The sequence below is a fragment of the Neobacillus cucumis genome, assembly GCF_002860255.1.
Classification (GTDB): Bacteria; Bacillota; Bacilli; order Bacillales; family Cytobacillaceae; genus Neobacillus; species Neobacillus cucumis_A.
The window spans coordinates 218,826-234,919 of record NZ_PGVE01000012.1; the positions used below are offsets into that span (position 1 = coordinate 218,826).

The window sequence follows — 16,094 nt, forward strand, 5'->3', positions numbered from 1 at the left end:
ATCAATCCGATTTCTATTTAATCTAATTATATACCACTAAAGAAGCATGGGGATGGTTCTTCTGCGGGTTCCCCGCTTTCTTTTTGGAAAACAACAATTTTAGTAATATATTTTTTTGCAAACGTTCACATAAAATACTGGTAATCGCTTACAAAATCATATATAATTATATTAAAATTACAACTCGAAAGGTGAAACAGCATGAAAGAATATATTTTTGTATTAGAAGAACCAGTAGGAACTAGAGAAATTAAGATCCTAGCATCAGGAATGATGGATGCCTTCAAAAAAGCAAAGGAATTTCAAAAAAACATTGTCCAAGATACGAAAATGAAAGTCAAGATGATTTTAAAAGGTGTTAGATATACGGATTAAGCAAGATAAAATTAGGTGAAAGGAACTATCCAAACCTTTATGATTTTATTGAGATTAATAGTAGATCAATAAAGGAGACCACATTCGTTACTTATCGAAATGTGATCTCCTTTCATTTTATCTTTTTAGAAACTCTAGTTTTTTAATATTCCATCTAAAAACTCGATTTTGCTTTGCGCATTATCCTTTGTAATAATGTCGACGCCACTGTTAATTTTCTTTTCTACACTTTGCCCTTTAACAGCCTTTAAGGCATTTTCCACACTTATATAGCCCATATCATATGGATTCTGGGCCACTGAGCCTTTCGACGTTCCATTTTTGACATACTTCAACATATCGATAATTCCGTCTGCCCCGACAACCGGTATATTTAAGCCTTTTTCATTTAAATATTTGATGACTTCTAAAGCCATCCCGTCATTGGATGCAAAAACACCTTTAATATCAGGATCTTCTTTAAGCGCCTTAGAGATAAGTGCCTTAACTTCTGAATCGTTGCCATAATCAGGTATATTCCCGCCAATCGTATCAATACCAACTCGATGTAAAGCTTCTTTCGCTCCTCGAATCCGATCGACACTTACGGTATCCTCTGAAACCCAGCCAGCAAGTGCTACCTTGTCACCAGGCTGCAGCTTCGAGGATAAAAGCTCCCCGGCTTTTTTACCTAATGATAAGTTATCGGTTCCAACAAACGACGTTTGATCCGGCCAATTAACCTCCGTATCAACCAGCAACACCGGAATATGTTCCTTTTTAAATTCCTTTAAAATGGGTATAGATGCGTTAGGCCTTTGCGGAGAAAAGATCAATGCATCCGGTTTTTCCTTTAATACCTTTTTCAAAAGAGAGAGTTGATCCTCATTCTTTTGGTCAGGAGCATAAATTTTCCCCTTTACTCCAAAGTTTTTAAACCCCTTTTCCATTCCAGAGGCCATGATATCCCAATACTCCGACTTTGACTCCTTCAAAACGACCGCAACAGTCGGTTTTTTTGCCGCGAAGGCTTTGTAAAAAAACCCTAGTAAACCACAGAAAAAGACGGCGGAAACAACTAAGATCAACCCTTTATTCTTCACTGTTTCACACCATTCAAGTACGGCGTTTCAGGTGAATAGCGATTAAAACAAATGGAAAAACACGTTCCGTCCTTCCCTGATTGAACCTTAATTTTTGCCTGGTGCCGGTCGGCGATACTATAACAAACAGCCAAGCCCAATCCAGTCCCCTGCTCCTTTGTTGTGAAAAAAGGTGTTCCTATTTTTTCAAGGATGTCTGGTTTAATTCCATACCCATCATCCTTCACCTCTAAAATAACCATATCCTTTTCACTGTAGGTTCGAACAGTTAGAGTACCTCCAATCTCCATCGCCTCCAGTCCATTTAAGGCAAGATTCAAGAAAAGCTGCCGAATTTCTTTCTCATCTAAGAAGAGATTAGGGCATGGTTCGAAATCATACTGTACTCTTTTCCCAGCAAGTATCGCTTCTGCATTGATTAAAGGAAGAATGGCATCTATGATTTTAGGCAGAGATTGTTTGGTTTTATTACTAGCTTTATTTTTGGCAAGAGTTAAAAACTCTTTAATGATACTATTGGCCCGGTTAAGTTCATCCAGCATGACATCAATGAATTGAGGGGAAAGCGGTTGGTTGTTAGATTTCCACATTTGTAAAAAACCATGGACGGTTGTCATGGGATTTCGGATTTCATGAGCAATTCCGGCAGCCATCTCACCTATAAGATTTAGTCTATCTAAACGAAGCATTTCTTTTTCTAGATGATCCCGTTCGGTAATATCATTAACCAAGATTAGAACACATGCTTCGTCTTGTATATCAATGATTTCGGTAGATAACAATCCGCAGCGCCTTTCTCCGTTCTTGGATTGGTAAAATACCTTTAGATTGCACAACGTCTCATTCAATTGAAGATCACATAAATCGACCTTATTTCCGTCTATACATGTAAAAAGAGCCCAGTCAAAAACTTGATCCTTTACTTTTACATATTCATAGCCTGTAAAATGGAGCCATGCTTTGTTCACATCGATAAATCTTCCATTCCTTATGGAACGTATGGCCATCAAACAAGGGCTTGCATCAAAGATTTTTTTAGACCGTTCAAGTGATACAAATAGGTCATCCGCTACTTTTTTCCGCTCCTTAATTTCCTCTTTCAATTTCTCATTTGTAGACAACAAGTCCAATGTCCGCTCTTCTACTACTCTTTTAAGAAGATTGAATTGTTGATTTTTTATTTTCTCTATTTCTTTCCGTTCCGTTACATCACGTATCGTACAAACAAAAAGAGAGTGGTTTTCGATGATTACTTTTCCAATTTGGACATCGACAGGAAAGCGGTTCTTATTTTTCTGAATGGCTACACCCTCAAGTATTTTTCCTGTAGCGGACTTTGTTAGGGAATGAATGGACAAGGGAGCCATTCGATCAACCTCTTCCTTGATCACAGGGAGAATGGCGGTTAAATGCTTCCCTATTAATTCCTCTTCGTAATAGCCAAACATTTTTTGAACCATCGGATTGATCGATAAAATCATCCCGGATGCATCAAAGGTAACGATCGTGTCCAGCAAGGTATCTCCTATTACCTTTGCAAGAGTCTCCGTTTTATTTAAATCAATGGTTGTTCGATTCAACTTAAGATTGACTTCCTCAAGTTCCATCGAATTTTTCCATTCGGTTTGTTTTAAACTTTCTCTATGACTTTGATGAATTTTTACAAATGCCTCTACCTTTCGTTTTAAGGCTTCAGGATTAAATGGTTTAAATATGTAATCAATGGCCCCTACCGAATACCCATGGAGAACGTGTTCCATATCTTGACTGATCGCGGTGATAAAGATAATGGGAATATTCTTTGATTTTTTTCTGGCTTTAATCAGCTTTGCCGTTTCAAAACCATTCAGTCCCGGCATTTGAACATCCAGCAAAATGACCGCAAAATCTTGTTTAAGAATGCATTTTAACGCTTCTTCCCCCGACCTGGCAGTAACCAAATGATAATTGGGGGAAGAGAGAACGGCTTCCAATGCGATTAAATTTTCCTTGAGATCGTCCACCATTAAAATATTTATCATTTCCGTGTCTGGTTTATTTGTTTTTTCGGTAAAGTTTTTCTGCTGAATGGAGTACTTCATAGTTTTTTGCATAATCGGTAAAACGTATCTCCTCTCTTTTTCCAAGCCCTAAAAAACCTGAATAAAATAGACTTTCGTACAATAAGTGATGAACATGATTTTGCAAGGTTCTATTAAAATAAATCATCACATTCCGGCAAATAATTATATGAAACTCGTTAAACGATTGATCAGTAACCAAATTATGCTGGAAAAAGACAACATTTCTTTTTAAAAACGAATGAAAAGCTGCTGATTCATTTTTTACTGAATAATACTCTGAAAACGCCTTTTCCCCTCCAGATTGAATGTAGTTCGTTGTGTAAAGTTTCATTTTTTCTAAGGGAAAAGATCCTTGTTTTGCTTTTTCTAAATTGAACTGATTGATATCGGTCGCATAAATCTTTGCTTTATCTAATATTCCTTCTTCATGTAACAAAATAGCCATCGAATAAACTTCTTCCCCAGAGCCGCAGCCTACATGCCAGATTCGGATCGCAGGATAGTCTTTTACCATCGGAATGACCTTTTTTCGTAGAGCCTTAAAAAAAGTGGGATCCCTAAACATTTCTGTTACATTAATTGAAAAATCATGAAACAATTTATCCATCACCAGAGGATCATGTAAAACTTTTTCCTGTAATCCTGAAACTGTCTTTAACTTTTCCGCAGCTATTCGATTCAAAATTCTTCTTTGAGTGAAGGGAGCAGAATAGTTTCGAAAATCATATCCATAATGGCGATTAATGGCTTCAAGCAGTAACTCAATCTCCATTTTCTGCAGCGGCTCAACTAACTGGTTCTGATCGAAATCGTTCATGGTCTTCTCCGCCTATCTATATAGCCAAACCTGTATCAGTGAGTAGAGTTGATCTAAATCAATGGGTTTGCTAATGTAATCTGATGCACCAGCTTCAATACATTCTTCTCGGTTATGTCTCATTGCCTTGGCAGTTAACGCAATAATAGGTAAATCCTGAAATTCCGGTTTCGTTCGGATGATGCGCATAGCCTCAAATCCATCCATTTCCGGCATCATAATATCCATCAAAATGAGATCCATATCTGGATTTTCTTGTAACACTTCAATTCCTTCTCTGCCGTTTTCTGCGAAAAACACTTCGATTTCATATTCCTCAAGTGCGGAGGATAAAGCATAAATATTTCGCATATCGTCATCGACGATCAAAAGTTTCTTCCCATTCATTAACGAGTATTCGCGTATAGAGTCTTCTGCGATCACGTTTGAATCCTGTTGAAACTCCTGCCTAAGTGTGGAATGACTTTCCTCTTCCTGAAGAGCAGCAGCCGTTTCCAAATGGGACGGTAATTGATTTTCACTTTCTTTCGAATAAATCATTGGCAAGTAAAGCGTAAAGGAACTTCCGGCCCCTTCTTCACTTGTTAAATCAATAAAGCCCCCGAGCAAGTGGGCGAACTCACGACTTATGGATAAACCTAAGCCTGTCCCCCCATATTTCCGGCTGGTCGTCCCATCTGCTTGCATAAAAGCATTAAAAATTAATTGCTGCTTATCTTTTGAAATTCCAATTCCCGTGTCAGCAATGGTAAAACTGATGAATGGATCTGTTTCATTTTGAATCACTTTTTTAATAATGAGGGAAATACTTCCTTGATCAGTAAATTTAAAGGCGTTCGATAAAAGGTTTCTCAAAATTTGATTCAGACGATGCTCATCGGTGTAAAGGAAATTTGGTAAATCCTCATCTAAGGTAATCGAAAACTTCAAACGTTTTTGTCGAGCTAAAGGTGAAAAATTTCTTTCCACAAAAGTAGTTATTTTTTCAAATGGAACGTCTTCCTGAATAACATCAATTTTTCCAGCCTCAACTTTGGCTAAATCTAAAATTTCATTAATTAAATGAAGTAAATCATTACCAGAAGAATGAATGGTTTGGATATATTCCAATTGCTTTTCTGTTAAATTCCCCGTATTTTTTTCCATGAGCATTTGAGCTAGAATTAATAAACTATTTAAAGGGGTGCGCAGCTCATGGGACATATTGGCAAGAAATTCGGATTTATATTGGGAGGTAAGTGCCAGTTCCTGTGCTTTTTCCTCAAGAGCAATACTGAATTTCTCCAGTTCCTCTTTTTTCTGCTGCGTATTTTGATACTGTACCTCTAGCTCTTCGTTAATAATTCTTAATTCCTCTTGCTGCTGCTGCAGCTCTTCTGATTGGCTTTGGAGTTCTTCTGTTAAGGCCTGTGATTCTTGTAATAGATCTTTGACCTGCATTCGATTTCCAATACTGTTGATGGTAATACCGATATGGGCCATAACTTCATTAAGAAGGGCTTGTTGGACCTCATTAAATGGTTTAAAAGAGGCTACCTCCAGAACAGCCAACACCTCTCCTTCAAATTCAGCCGGTAGAAGATAGAGATAATTGGGAGAGGCCTCGCCAACTCCAGAAGTAATTTTCACATAATTATCAGGAATGTCAGATATCACGATCGGTTTCTTTTCTGCCGCCACTTGACCAACAAGTCCCTCACCTAGATGAAAACTCCTTGAGATTTCCGAATCAGAATGAAAGGCATAAGAAGCTCTGCTTACTAGACGCTGATCACTATTTCCACATTCTTTTATATAAAAGACACCATAATGGGCTTCAACCATCGGTGTGATATGCTGGATAAATAAACGGGACAATGTCGTAAAATCTTCCACGGACGTATACATGGAAGTAATCTGAGCCACTTTTGATTTACGCCAGCTATGTTCCTCTGCTTTTTCGATTAGGGCTTTTTCGTGCTCCGCTTTTTCTTCCAAACTTTGAGCCATTCGATTATAAGCAGTGGATATCTTACCAATCTCGTCCTTCGTTGATACCTCAATTCGAGGGAATTGTGACCCATGCTCCTGAGCTACATTGCTCATTACGGAAGTGACCCTGTCCAGATTTTTTGTTAACCCCCTAATGATCCAAATCGCGACAACCAGACTGAGGAGAAAACCAATGGCAACAAAGATATAAATCATATTTAACTCAAGATTATAGGTTTGTCTCGATCTTAGTAGTTGATCTTTCATTTCCTGTTCCTGCAAGGTATATAACAAATCGGTCATTTGTTCGAGTCGAGCCCGATCGCGCTTGACATCTCCCCAAATCAGCTTGTCGAAATTCGCATTTCTCTCCGTCTTTTGTAAAATAATGATCTGATTACCGACTTCTTCATAGGTTTTATAAATCGTGTTAAATTTAGAAATCAGGTCCTGCGTTTCTTTACGGGAATCCATTTTTCCAAGGGTTTCGATGGAAGAGCGAATATTTAACCGGGATTGCTCCCATTCGTTCACTACTTGTGGAAGTACCTGATCAGGTGGTATGGAGGCAATCTCACTCAGCTCTCTTCCCATGTTACCTATTTCAAACTCAATCGTAGAAGCCAACAGCTTCCTCTCATCTAAATCTGAAACAAGTGAATTCATCGTAACATTCTGTTGATTAATCATCTTAATTAAAACAACTAGAAAGATAATGTTAAAAAGTAACATCAATATTAATCCACCATAAAGCTTTGTTCTAAATTTCATATGGACCTCATTCCCCTGGTTATAAAAATGAATTTCGATTAGAATTTATACAAAAAATGGTGATATAAAAACATGAAAGTATTCAAAGAAAAATAATGAAGATTGAAAAAATTTCTTATATCTATGTATCAATCCTATAGAGTTGTTCTAGTAAAATGATATCTATCATTGTTAAAACCTATTTATTTTAAAAATAGAGGACCAACTATTATGTATGGGATGAAATAGATTATTACCTATATAATAAAAGTCCTATTTGACTTAGTTAGTTTATCATAAACCATATATCTAGAAAAGTTCTTTTAGAAAGATGATCATGGATAATCTTGGTTAGTAAAAAAGGAGAACACATTCGCAGGTAAGCGGAATGTGTTCTCCTTTTAAATTAAGCACCGGTTTTCTTCATTGCGCACGGGTCAGTGGATAGTTGTACCTTTAATGACGCTTTACGGACTAAAATATAATAAGATAAGAATGCTAGAAAACTAGCACCAAAGATGAGCGCGCCCATAGGAACACCAGTATACGCCCCTGCAATTCCAACAAGTGGAGCTGTTATGGATCCAAGGACAAATGGCAATAAACCTAATAAAGCAGAAGCACTGCCCGCAATATGTCCTTGTGTCTCAATCGCCAAGGCAAAAGAGGTGGTTCCGATAATACTAATGGACGAGACAAAAAAGAATACTGGGATCGCAACAGCGATGAGAGGTGCCTTTAAGAGTAAAGCGATTAATAAACTTGCACCTGCGATGTTAGCGATGGCTAACCCAATCTTTAAGAATGTCCGTTCCGGAATGGTGTCAGCCAAGCGGCCGACCATCTGACTTCCAATAATCAATGCTAATCCATTGACCCCAAATAATAAGCTAAATTGTTGAGGGGTAACTCCGTATATATTCTGATAGACAAATGGAATGCCAGATACATAGGCAAAGATCCCAGCAATCGTAAAACCTTGGGTGAATGCGTATCCCATGAACGTTCGATCTTTGAATAAAGAACCAAAGTTCTGCATGATTTGAGGTAAATTACTCGGAACACGCTTTTCTTCTGGAAGCGTTTCTTCTAATTTAAATGAAACGGTGAAAAGCAACACCGCACCAACACATGCCAAAGCAATAAAGACTCCATGCCAATTAGTAAAAGCAAGAATCCCTCCTCCGGCAATCGGTGCCACAATCGGCCCGAGGTTCCCCACAAGCACCATCATCGTAAAGAACTTTGTCAGTTCTCTTCCACTGAATAAATCTCTAACAATGGCTCTAGAAATAACCAGTCCGCCTGCCGCAGCAAAGCCCTGGAGGAGACGAGCGATGATAAGGAAATAGATATTTGGAGCTAACGAGCAGGTAACCGAAGCGAGTAAGTAAAGGGCTATAAAAAATAGCAAAGGTTTTTTGCGGCCTTTCACATCACTTAAAGGACCAATCACCAATTGTCCTAATCCCAATCCTAATAAACAGGAAGTTAAACTAATTTGTACAAGTGAAACGGTCGTATCAAAATCTTTTACAATCGTTGGAAAAGACGGCAAATACGTATCGATTGTAAAAGGACCTAATAGTCCAAGTGACCCTAAAAGTATTGCCAGCTGTATTCGTTTTTTTCCACTAGGTGTATTCAAAGTCCATCGCCTTTCTATAAATAGAATTTTTTCCCTTTTCTGTGTTTATTTCGATATCCTAAATTAATAAACCCTATTATAACCTGAACCCAGCACAAGGGTAAACAAATAAAATCCATGGAAGCGATTGCACTTTTCGACCTTTTTAGAAGCATGGGGACGGTTCTCATGCTTCTTCCCCTTTTTCTTGACTATAATTCCCTGTTTTATTAAGAAATTCCCCTTTTTTTATAACAATTGTAGTTGGCAATTAAAAAAAATGCTTATAAAGTGTAAGATTTATGTATGTAAAAAAGCCTGAAATATACAAGTAGTGCATAAAAACTTGTATATTTTAGGCTCTTTCATATTATTCCTGATGACAGCCATGTCTTATAGGGAAGCACTCTGTTACCTGAAGCGGTTCTTTTAATATTTCAAAACTTAATAAGGGTAGAAATAGTGGTGGTGATGGTATGGGTAGAAATGGTGATGATGGTATGGGTAGTAATGATGGTGGTGTGGATAGCCAAAACCAAATCCTGGAGCTCCAAATCCAAGACCTGGTGCAAAACCAAAACCTGAACCTGGTCCCCCTAAACCAACCCTATCATATGTTGTATTATGGGCATAATAATTAGGAATCATGTTCATCCTCCTCATTTAAATTTACAGTAGAGTTTATGCATTATTGGGTAAATGTTCTTGGGCATATGTCTTGTATTCTAAGAATTTATATGGGTTCATATTTACCATTGATGAATGCCACTTTTTTCTTTCAACTGCTACTTGACTTTCCCGAATGAAAATTAAAAAGGCAGCGAACGCCACCCTTTTAAAAACACATGTTGTGCCCTCCTATACTAAAAATGATGTGCTCAGAGAAATTCTTCAAACATTAATATTCACATGTAAATTCGAAAATCTCATCAACAGCTTGCTGGTAGCCACCCGATTTTCGAAAGGATTCCCTAATATTCCCAACAGCATTTTGATAAGATGGGTGATTTAATACATGATCTGCGCCTTCACGTAGTTGAGCGGAAGTCAAGTTTTGCATTTGTAAGGTAATACCGGCTCCAATTTTAACAACTTGACCGGCGATTATAGGCTGATCAGCGCTTTGAGGGATGACAATTAACGGTACTCCGTTATAGAGAGCTTCATTCGTGCTGTTCATACCACCATGGGTGATAAATAATTTGGTGTATTTCAACAACTCGGTTTGCGGAACATAATTTTTAACAAAGAAGTTTTTAGGAATCTCCCCCAAATCAGATAGTTGTGCTTTTTCCCCAATAGACATGACAACAATATGGTCAGTGTTTTCAAAGGCCTTCAAACAAAGCTTATAGAAATCCATTGCTTGGTTAAATACAGTACCCAGTGATATGTAAATTAGGTCTTTTCCCTGAATTGCAGAAAGGTCAAAGTTTTCTTGGGTTGATCGTAAAGAAATGGATGGACCTACAAATTTGTAAGATTGGTCAAATGTTTCTCCTAAAGGTTGAAACTCCCTTGTGGTATAAACGATCGTAAGCGGTGCCGGGTTACAAAAAACCTCATAAGGGGAATGGATTTCAATATCATATTTTTCTTTAATATTTGTTGTCAGGTTTTGAAATTCATCAATGATTGTTTTTACAACTTCTGTTGGGATATTTTGTGAAAGATGTTCCAACATTTTATCGAAGGATGCTTTCGTCTGGGCAAAAGAAGTACAGGAATTAATTGCCGGAAGTTTAAGTATTTGTGCCAATAACCGTCCGCAGCCAAACATGGAATCATGGATGATATAGTCAAAATGTTCTCCTTCAATTTGCTTCAGAACACTAGGGATCATAATATCTGCCGTACGCAATAGACCGTTGATTCTTTCGGGTAAATAATTTCTTCCACCTGATATAAAAGCTTTGATAAATTTTTCACCGTCAATGGTTCGAACCGTTGCTCCTGTTTTTTCCATACGTTCTCGAAATGCTTCTATCGTAAAGTACACGACCTCTTCTCCGTGTGAAATAAGCTCTTGTACCACACCAATGGTTGGATTGATATGTCCTTCTGATCCACCATTAATAAATAAAACACGTGCCATAATTGCCACTCCTTAGGGAAATCATTTCCTTTTGGTCATATTCCTTTTTCTCTATAATATACCAAAGAGGCTGCAGAGCAGCCTCTTTTCCTTGCAAAAATCTAAATTGTTTCTTCTATATTTTCAGTTTCGGAATTAATAACAATCCTTTTTATGCTTCTTTGGCGGTTTAGGGAAAATTTCTGGTTTGTCTGGACCTATGTTTTTAACCAAACAATCTACACGTTTGTTAAGTTTTCTGACGATCTTCGGATTGTTATGCATGTCATGATGGTGATGGTGATGGTGAGGATGATTGTGATGATGTTCGCCAGAGCAGCCGCACGGATCACTACTCTCCATTTGATCAAATGATTCATCATTAACCATAGGACCGAATGAGCTTCCACTAGCTGCAAATCCTCCCCCAGCTGCGGCACCTGCAAACCCCATTGCTGTTAAACCAGCTGTGCTTGCAGCGTTTTCCAATAAAACCCTACTTTGGCTCGCAGTTGCACACTGTTGGCTATTTAAGAATGGATTCATGGCAGGGACAAATGGGAACATAATATTTTGCGGATTATTGTTATGCGGATCGCCAGGATTTGAAGGATCATTTACCGTAAAGCTATTTATATCTTCACTCAAGAAGCGTCCAAATAAAACGTGTCCTACCTCATGGGCAAGTAAATATGTTTCAAAAGCACCATCACTTAAAGCTGCACGGCCAAAGATTGTAAAGTTATTGATATTGAAAAAATTTTCAAAACGTGGACCGGCATTCCCAACAGCGCCACCACTAAAGGTTTGACCACTTAAATAAACAAGATAGATAGCTGTTGCATTATTTACCTGGGCTCTTGTTTCATTAATAAGATCTATAATTCGCTGATCGCCTACACCTGCTGTTACTGTCCCGGCATCAATTGTGATTTCCGGGCGATAGAACTCTCTCAGTAAAACAAAGTTAATTCCACAGCTTACCCCTGGTGCAAAACCAGTAGACCATACTTCATTAGCTCTTCTAATATCTGCTTGAACTCTAGCAGTACGGAGTTCAGGCGTTTCACTAGATCTAGCACCTCTTGTAAAAATACTCACAATAGAAACAGTTGGCACTTATTTTAGCACCTCCTATAAAGGAAATTGAATTACAATATAGTAGATGCAATAAGAAAAATAAGGCTTGTACGATTGAACCAAGTGATTTGAATTATTTTTCTAGAATAATAAAAGAAGCATAGGGACGGTTCTCATGCTTCCTTTTCAATCCTTGTTTATATTTTTGGTAGCTTTTAGGCATACAAATTACTTTGTTGAAAAAATCATATATCAGATTTACTAGAAATATATCCATTAAAAAACCTCGAGCCATTATTGGGTTCGAGGATTGCTTTACCTGCCTACTTTTCCATTGATTTCAAGAATGCTAGAATCTTTTCCCGAGTGGGGATGGAACTTTGAGCTCCCTTCAAGGTCACCGCCAACGCTGCCGCAGCAGTAGCATATTGAAGGCACTCTTGGATAGGATGTCCCAAACCACTTTCTACAGCAAATGCACCAATAAATGTATCCCCAGCCGAGGTCGTATCAACAGCATTTACGGAAAAGGACGGCGTAAAAATATCCAATCCTTCCTGATTACGATAAAGGGAACCATTTTTTCCGAGCGTAATGATTACTTCTTTTATTCCCGATTCGTTTAATTGTTTTGCTGCCATTCGCGCTTGATTGATGTCCGGAACTGGGGTATTCGTGATGGCTTCTACTTCCGTTTCATTTAATATAAGTGTATCAATTAATGGAAACAGTTGCTTTGGCACTTTAACAGCTGGAGCAGGATTCAAAATGACGTGTACTCCTTTTTTATGAGCTGTTTGAATCGCATATTCGGTTGTTTGCCATGGAATTTCATTCTGGGCCAGAATAATATCACCACTTTCTAGCATACCGAAAATCCTTACCAGATCATCAGGCATGAATTTCCCATTAGATCCTTCTGATAGAATAATAGTATTCTCACCGGATGAATCAACCGTAATGAATGCAATTCCGGATGTACCTTCCTTCTTCAATATAAAATCTGTATGGATTCCTTCATCCTGGAGCGTACTAACCAGCTTTCCGGCAAAAGAATCCGTTCCAACCGCTCCGGCCATCACTACTTGTCCCCCTGAACGTGCGGCAGCAACTGCTTGGTTAGCACCTTTCCCACCTGGATGATAAGCAGTTCCCCACCCTTTGATGGTCTCACCTGGCTGTGGATGGTTTTCCACATGATTGACAATATCCATATTCATGCTGCCGATGACAATAATCTTACTCATTTTAGTCCCGCCTTTTTAGACCCAAATAATAATGACTAACTAAACGATTTACTTTCCTTCACTAAGAAATCTTTTTTAAAGGAAGTTTCACTCTAACTATGGTTCCTTCACCAATCCGACTTTGCAATTGGACACCATATTTTTCTCCAAACGTTAGCTTAAGTCGTTGATGTACATTTTTTAATCCAATACCGCCAACATGCTCAAATTCTTCCTTCCTCGTCAATTGTGCAGATAAATCGTACCCAAATACGTTCAAACTTTCATTAATTCGATTGACTTTTTCATTCGATATACCGTCACCATTATCTTTAACCATCACCCAAACCTGATCTCCCTCTTCAAAGGCTGATACCTCAATCTTTTTAAAGGTTTCAGTATGATCAAAGGCATATTTCACTACATTTTCTACAATTGGTTGAAGGGATAATCGTGGTATGAGAACATCCTCTAATGACGGTGATAAAGAATAGGTAAATGTAATCGAGCCATCAAAGCGAAAGTCGATGATTTCTGCGTATAGTTTTATATACGCGAATTCATCCTTAAGACGTACTAAGTTCGAGCCATTACCCACGCTATATCGAAGCATATTGCTTAAGGAATCAATCACATATTCAATTTCCCGAATTCCCTTTTGATTGGCAAACCAGCTAATCGAATTAAGGGTGTTATAAAGAAAATGCGGCGTAATTCTTTCCTGTAATGCCTCTAATTCAGCTTGTTTTTGAAGCAGCAAGGCTCTTGATTCATTCAATTCCACTTGATAGACCCGCTCAATCAAATTATCAATTTGTGCAACCATACCATTAAAGGCGGCACCTAGTTTTCCGATTTCATCATTCCTGTGGAACTTCGTCCTTACTTGGAAGTTCCCCTCTTGAACCGAATTCATTAGTGTTTGCATCTTACTAATTGGATTTACTAGAACCTTTTTTAGTAAAAACGCGACAAATAACAGAGCAATCATCATCAAAATCAGAAACACAAAAAATGCATTCCGAATAAATACATTTTCATCTGTGACTTCTTTATATGGGATGATCCCAGTAAGCACCCAATGAGTGGAAGGTAATTTCTTTATTAAATAAAGATAATCTTCACCATTCTGGCCTTTCTTCAAAAAATAATGCTTTTCGGTTTCAGGTAACTTTTCCATTTGTTGTCCGACACTTTTAGAAGGATGATAGATGACTTGATTCTTCTCATTTAATAAGTAGACATAACCGGATTTTAATAAGGTGACCTTCTTAAATTCTTCGTCTAAAATTTCCAGATTAACATCAAGAGTGACTAATCCTAAGGGTTTCCCGCTTTTGACATCAACGATCATTTTGCCGAAGGAAATCAAGTTTTCCCCTGACTGGGTATGATGGATTGAACCGATGGCTACCGACCTTGTTTTTAATTGTTTTACCATTTTAGCCATTTTATCATCCAATTGTATCGGTAGGAATCTCCCTAGGCTGTCAATCCGCTTTCCATTGAAATTTATTATACTAATATTAGCGATTTCCGAATGACTAACCAATAGATTATTGGTAAATTCCGAAAAATTTCGGGCTTCCATATAGGAGTCCCACTCACTAATGGACTCTTCATTCATCATCCTTTGTACATCAGGATGGATCGACACCCTGGTCAAAATATCGTTAATATCTTCATAAATACGCTCTGATTGCAATTGTACCTGCTCCATCGTTTTCAAGTTCGATTCGGCAATCATTTTAAGCATAAGATTGGAAAACATCTTATAACCCGTATAGCTAAAAATGAGTAAAGGAAATAGTGCTAAAACAATAATAATAATTAATAATCGCTGATAAAGTGAGATGTTGCGTAGTTTTTCCTTCATGAAAGCCCGACTCTTTCCAATTGATACTCCTGAGCGGTCATTCCTGTAAATTTTTTAAACACGCGAGTAAAATAATGAGGATTATTAAAGCCCACTTTTGACGCAACCTCTAATACTTTGATGTGTGGAATCGCTAATAATTCCTTTGCTTTTTCCATGCGAATTTGGTTTAAATAATCGGTATAATTAATCCCCAATTCCTTGGTAAATAATCTACTTAAATAAGATGGGGCCACTCCTCCTATAGCTGCCAATTCTTGGAGAGAAATCTCTTTCATATAATTCTCCTGCAAAAATTGTTGGCAGGCAAACAGTACACTTGGACAGGACTGCTTTCGGCACTCCATTACCTTGGTCGTACAAAAAATAACGAATTCGCAGACCTTGTGTTCAATTATTTCAAAGGAATCTTGTGGATCAAGTGTAGCCAAGAATTTTTTCCACTCTTGATCAAAATAATCGGGGACGGTTTCAAATGACGTTAGTCGTTTTCTTAGTGAAATGAAACTATCTACGATAAACGGCAGTAGTCGCAAATGATCATGATCAACCTTGTGATTAATTTCATGTAGCATCATATGGAGTGCAATTTTTGCTTCTTCTGTATTTCCTTTATCAATGGCATCGAACAATTTTGTCTCCAAGCGAATCAACGCCATATCCCATTTTTCCAAATTGGTCATGATGGATAAATGTTTTTTCGAATGGTCTCGTAAATGCGAGGAAAGATTAACAAGTACCCCCTTTAATTCTTCTTTTTGAATAGGCTTTAGGAGATAGTCTTTCACGCCAAATTTCATAGCCTGACGAACATATTCAAAACGATCATAGCCACTTAAAATGACAGTTTTCGTTTCTGGCCATCTTTCTGAAATTTGTTTGATTAAATGCAACCCGTCCATTTTTGGCATTTCTATATCGGTTAACACAATATTGGTGAGGTTTTTCTCTAGAAGTTTAATTGCTTCCACCCCGTCACTGGCACATCCGACCAAATGAAAGGGACTTCCCAATTCCATAATGTAAGATGAAATGCTATCTCTCACTCTTGCTTCATCTTCTACAACTATGATATTAATCTTCACTTCTAATCCCCTTCTACCAAATTTTTTCTATAGTTTTATTATACCTTAATCAAATGATAGGGTTTACA

The 16,094-nt window shown here is 37.8% G+C and carries 12 protein-coding genes; 1 reads left to right on the plus strand and 11 read right to left on the minus strand.

Going from position 1 to position 16,094, the window contains the following annotated elements:
* Positions 1-201 precede the first annotated feature (201 nt).
* The gene (locus CVD27_RS27855; RefSeq protein WP_180960117.1) at positions 202-375 is read left to right on the plus strand and encodes a hypothetical protein; all 174 of its coding nucleotides are present in this window, start codon (positions 202-204) and stop codon (positions 373-375) included.
* 134 nt (positions 376-509) lie between these two features.
* On the opposite strand, the gene CVD27_RS01930 is transcribed toward CVD27_RS27855, so the two are convergent.
* The 11 genes from CVD27_RS01930 to CVD27_RS01980 form a co-directional block, all read right to left on the minus strand.
* Positions 510-1,457, minus strand: a complete 948-nt coding sequence (locus CVD27_RS01930; RefSeq protein ID WP_101646203.1) for a sugar ABC transporter substrate-binding protein — start codon at positions 1,455-1,457, stop codon at positions 510-512.
* Positions 1,454-3,550 carry a PAS domain S-box protein gene (locus CVD27_RS01935; protein ID WP_257984224.1) on the minus strand — a complete coding sequence of 699 codons (2,097 nt, stop codon included), beginning with the start codon at positions 3,548-3,550 and terminating at the stop codon, positions 1,454-1,456. The genes CVD27_RS01930 and CVD27_RS01935 overlap by 4 nt, the downstream gene beginning before the upstream one ends.
* Positions 3,492-4,337 carry a CheR family methyltransferase gene (locus tag CVD27_RS01940; protein ID WP_101646204.1) on the minus strand — a complete coding sequence of 282 codons (846 nt, stop codon included), beginning with the start codon at positions 4,335-4,337 and terminating at the stop codon, positions 3,492-3,494. The genes CVD27_RS01935 and CVD27_RS01940 overlap by 59 nt, the downstream gene beginning before the upstream one ends.
* Positions 4,338-4,349: 12 nt before the next feature.
* A complete protein-coding gene (locus tag CVD27_RS01945; protein ID WP_101646205.1) occupies positions 4,350-7,079 on the minus strand; it encodes a response regulator in 2,730 nt (909 codons plus the stop codon).
* A 385-nt stretch (positions 7,080-7,464) separates the two neighbouring features.
* Positions 7,465-8,706: a Bcr/CflA family multidrug efflux MFS transporter gene (locus CVD27_RS01950; RefSeq protein WP_101646206.1), complete on the minus strand. Its 1,242-nt coding sequence runs from the start codon at positions 8,704-8,706 to the stop codon at positions 7,465-7,467.
* 423 nt (positions 8,707-9,129) lie between these two features.
* Complete coding sequence (locus CVD27_RS01955) at positions 9,130-9,333, minus strand: hypothetical protein (RefSeq protein WP_257984225.1); 204 nt, start codon at positions 9,331-9,333, stop codon at positions 9,130-9,132.
* A gap of 250 nt (positions 9,334-9,583) precedes the next feature.
* The gene (locus tag CVD27_RS01960; protein ID WP_101646208.1) at positions 9,584-10,780 is read right to left on the minus strand and encodes a macrolide family glycosyltransferase; all 1,197 of its coding nucleotides are present in this window, start codon (positions 10,778-10,780) and stop codon (positions 9,584-9,586) included.
* Positions 10,781-10,915: 135 nt separating this feature from the next.
* A complete protein-coding gene (locus CVD27_RS01965; RefSeq protein WP_101646209.1) occupies positions 10,916-11,878 on the minus strand; it encodes a hypothetical protein in 963 nt (320 codons plus the stop codon).
* A gap of 284 nt (positions 11,879-12,162) precedes the next feature.
* On the minus strand, positions 12,163-13,086 hold the full coding sequence (rbsK, locus tag CVD27_RS01970) for a ribokinase (protein ID WP_101646210.1): 924 nt from the start codon (positions 13,084-13,086) through the stop codon (positions 12,163-12,165).
* Between the two features lie 61 nt (positions 13,087-13,147).
* Positions 13,148-14,941, minus strand: a complete 1,794-nt coding sequence (locus CVD27_RS01975) for a cache domain-containing sensor histidine kinase (RefSeq protein WP_101646211.1) — start codon at positions 14,939-14,941, stop codon at positions 13,148-13,150.
* On the minus strand, positions 14,938-16,026 hold the full coding sequence (locus CVD27_RS01980) for a response regulator (RefSeq protein ID WP_101646212.1): 1,089 nt from the start codon (positions 16,024-16,026) through the stop codon (positions 14,938-14,940). The genes CVD27_RS01975 and CVD27_RS01980 overlap by 4 nt, the downstream gene beginning before the upstream one ends.
* Positions 16,027-16,094: the final 68 nt, after the last annotated feature.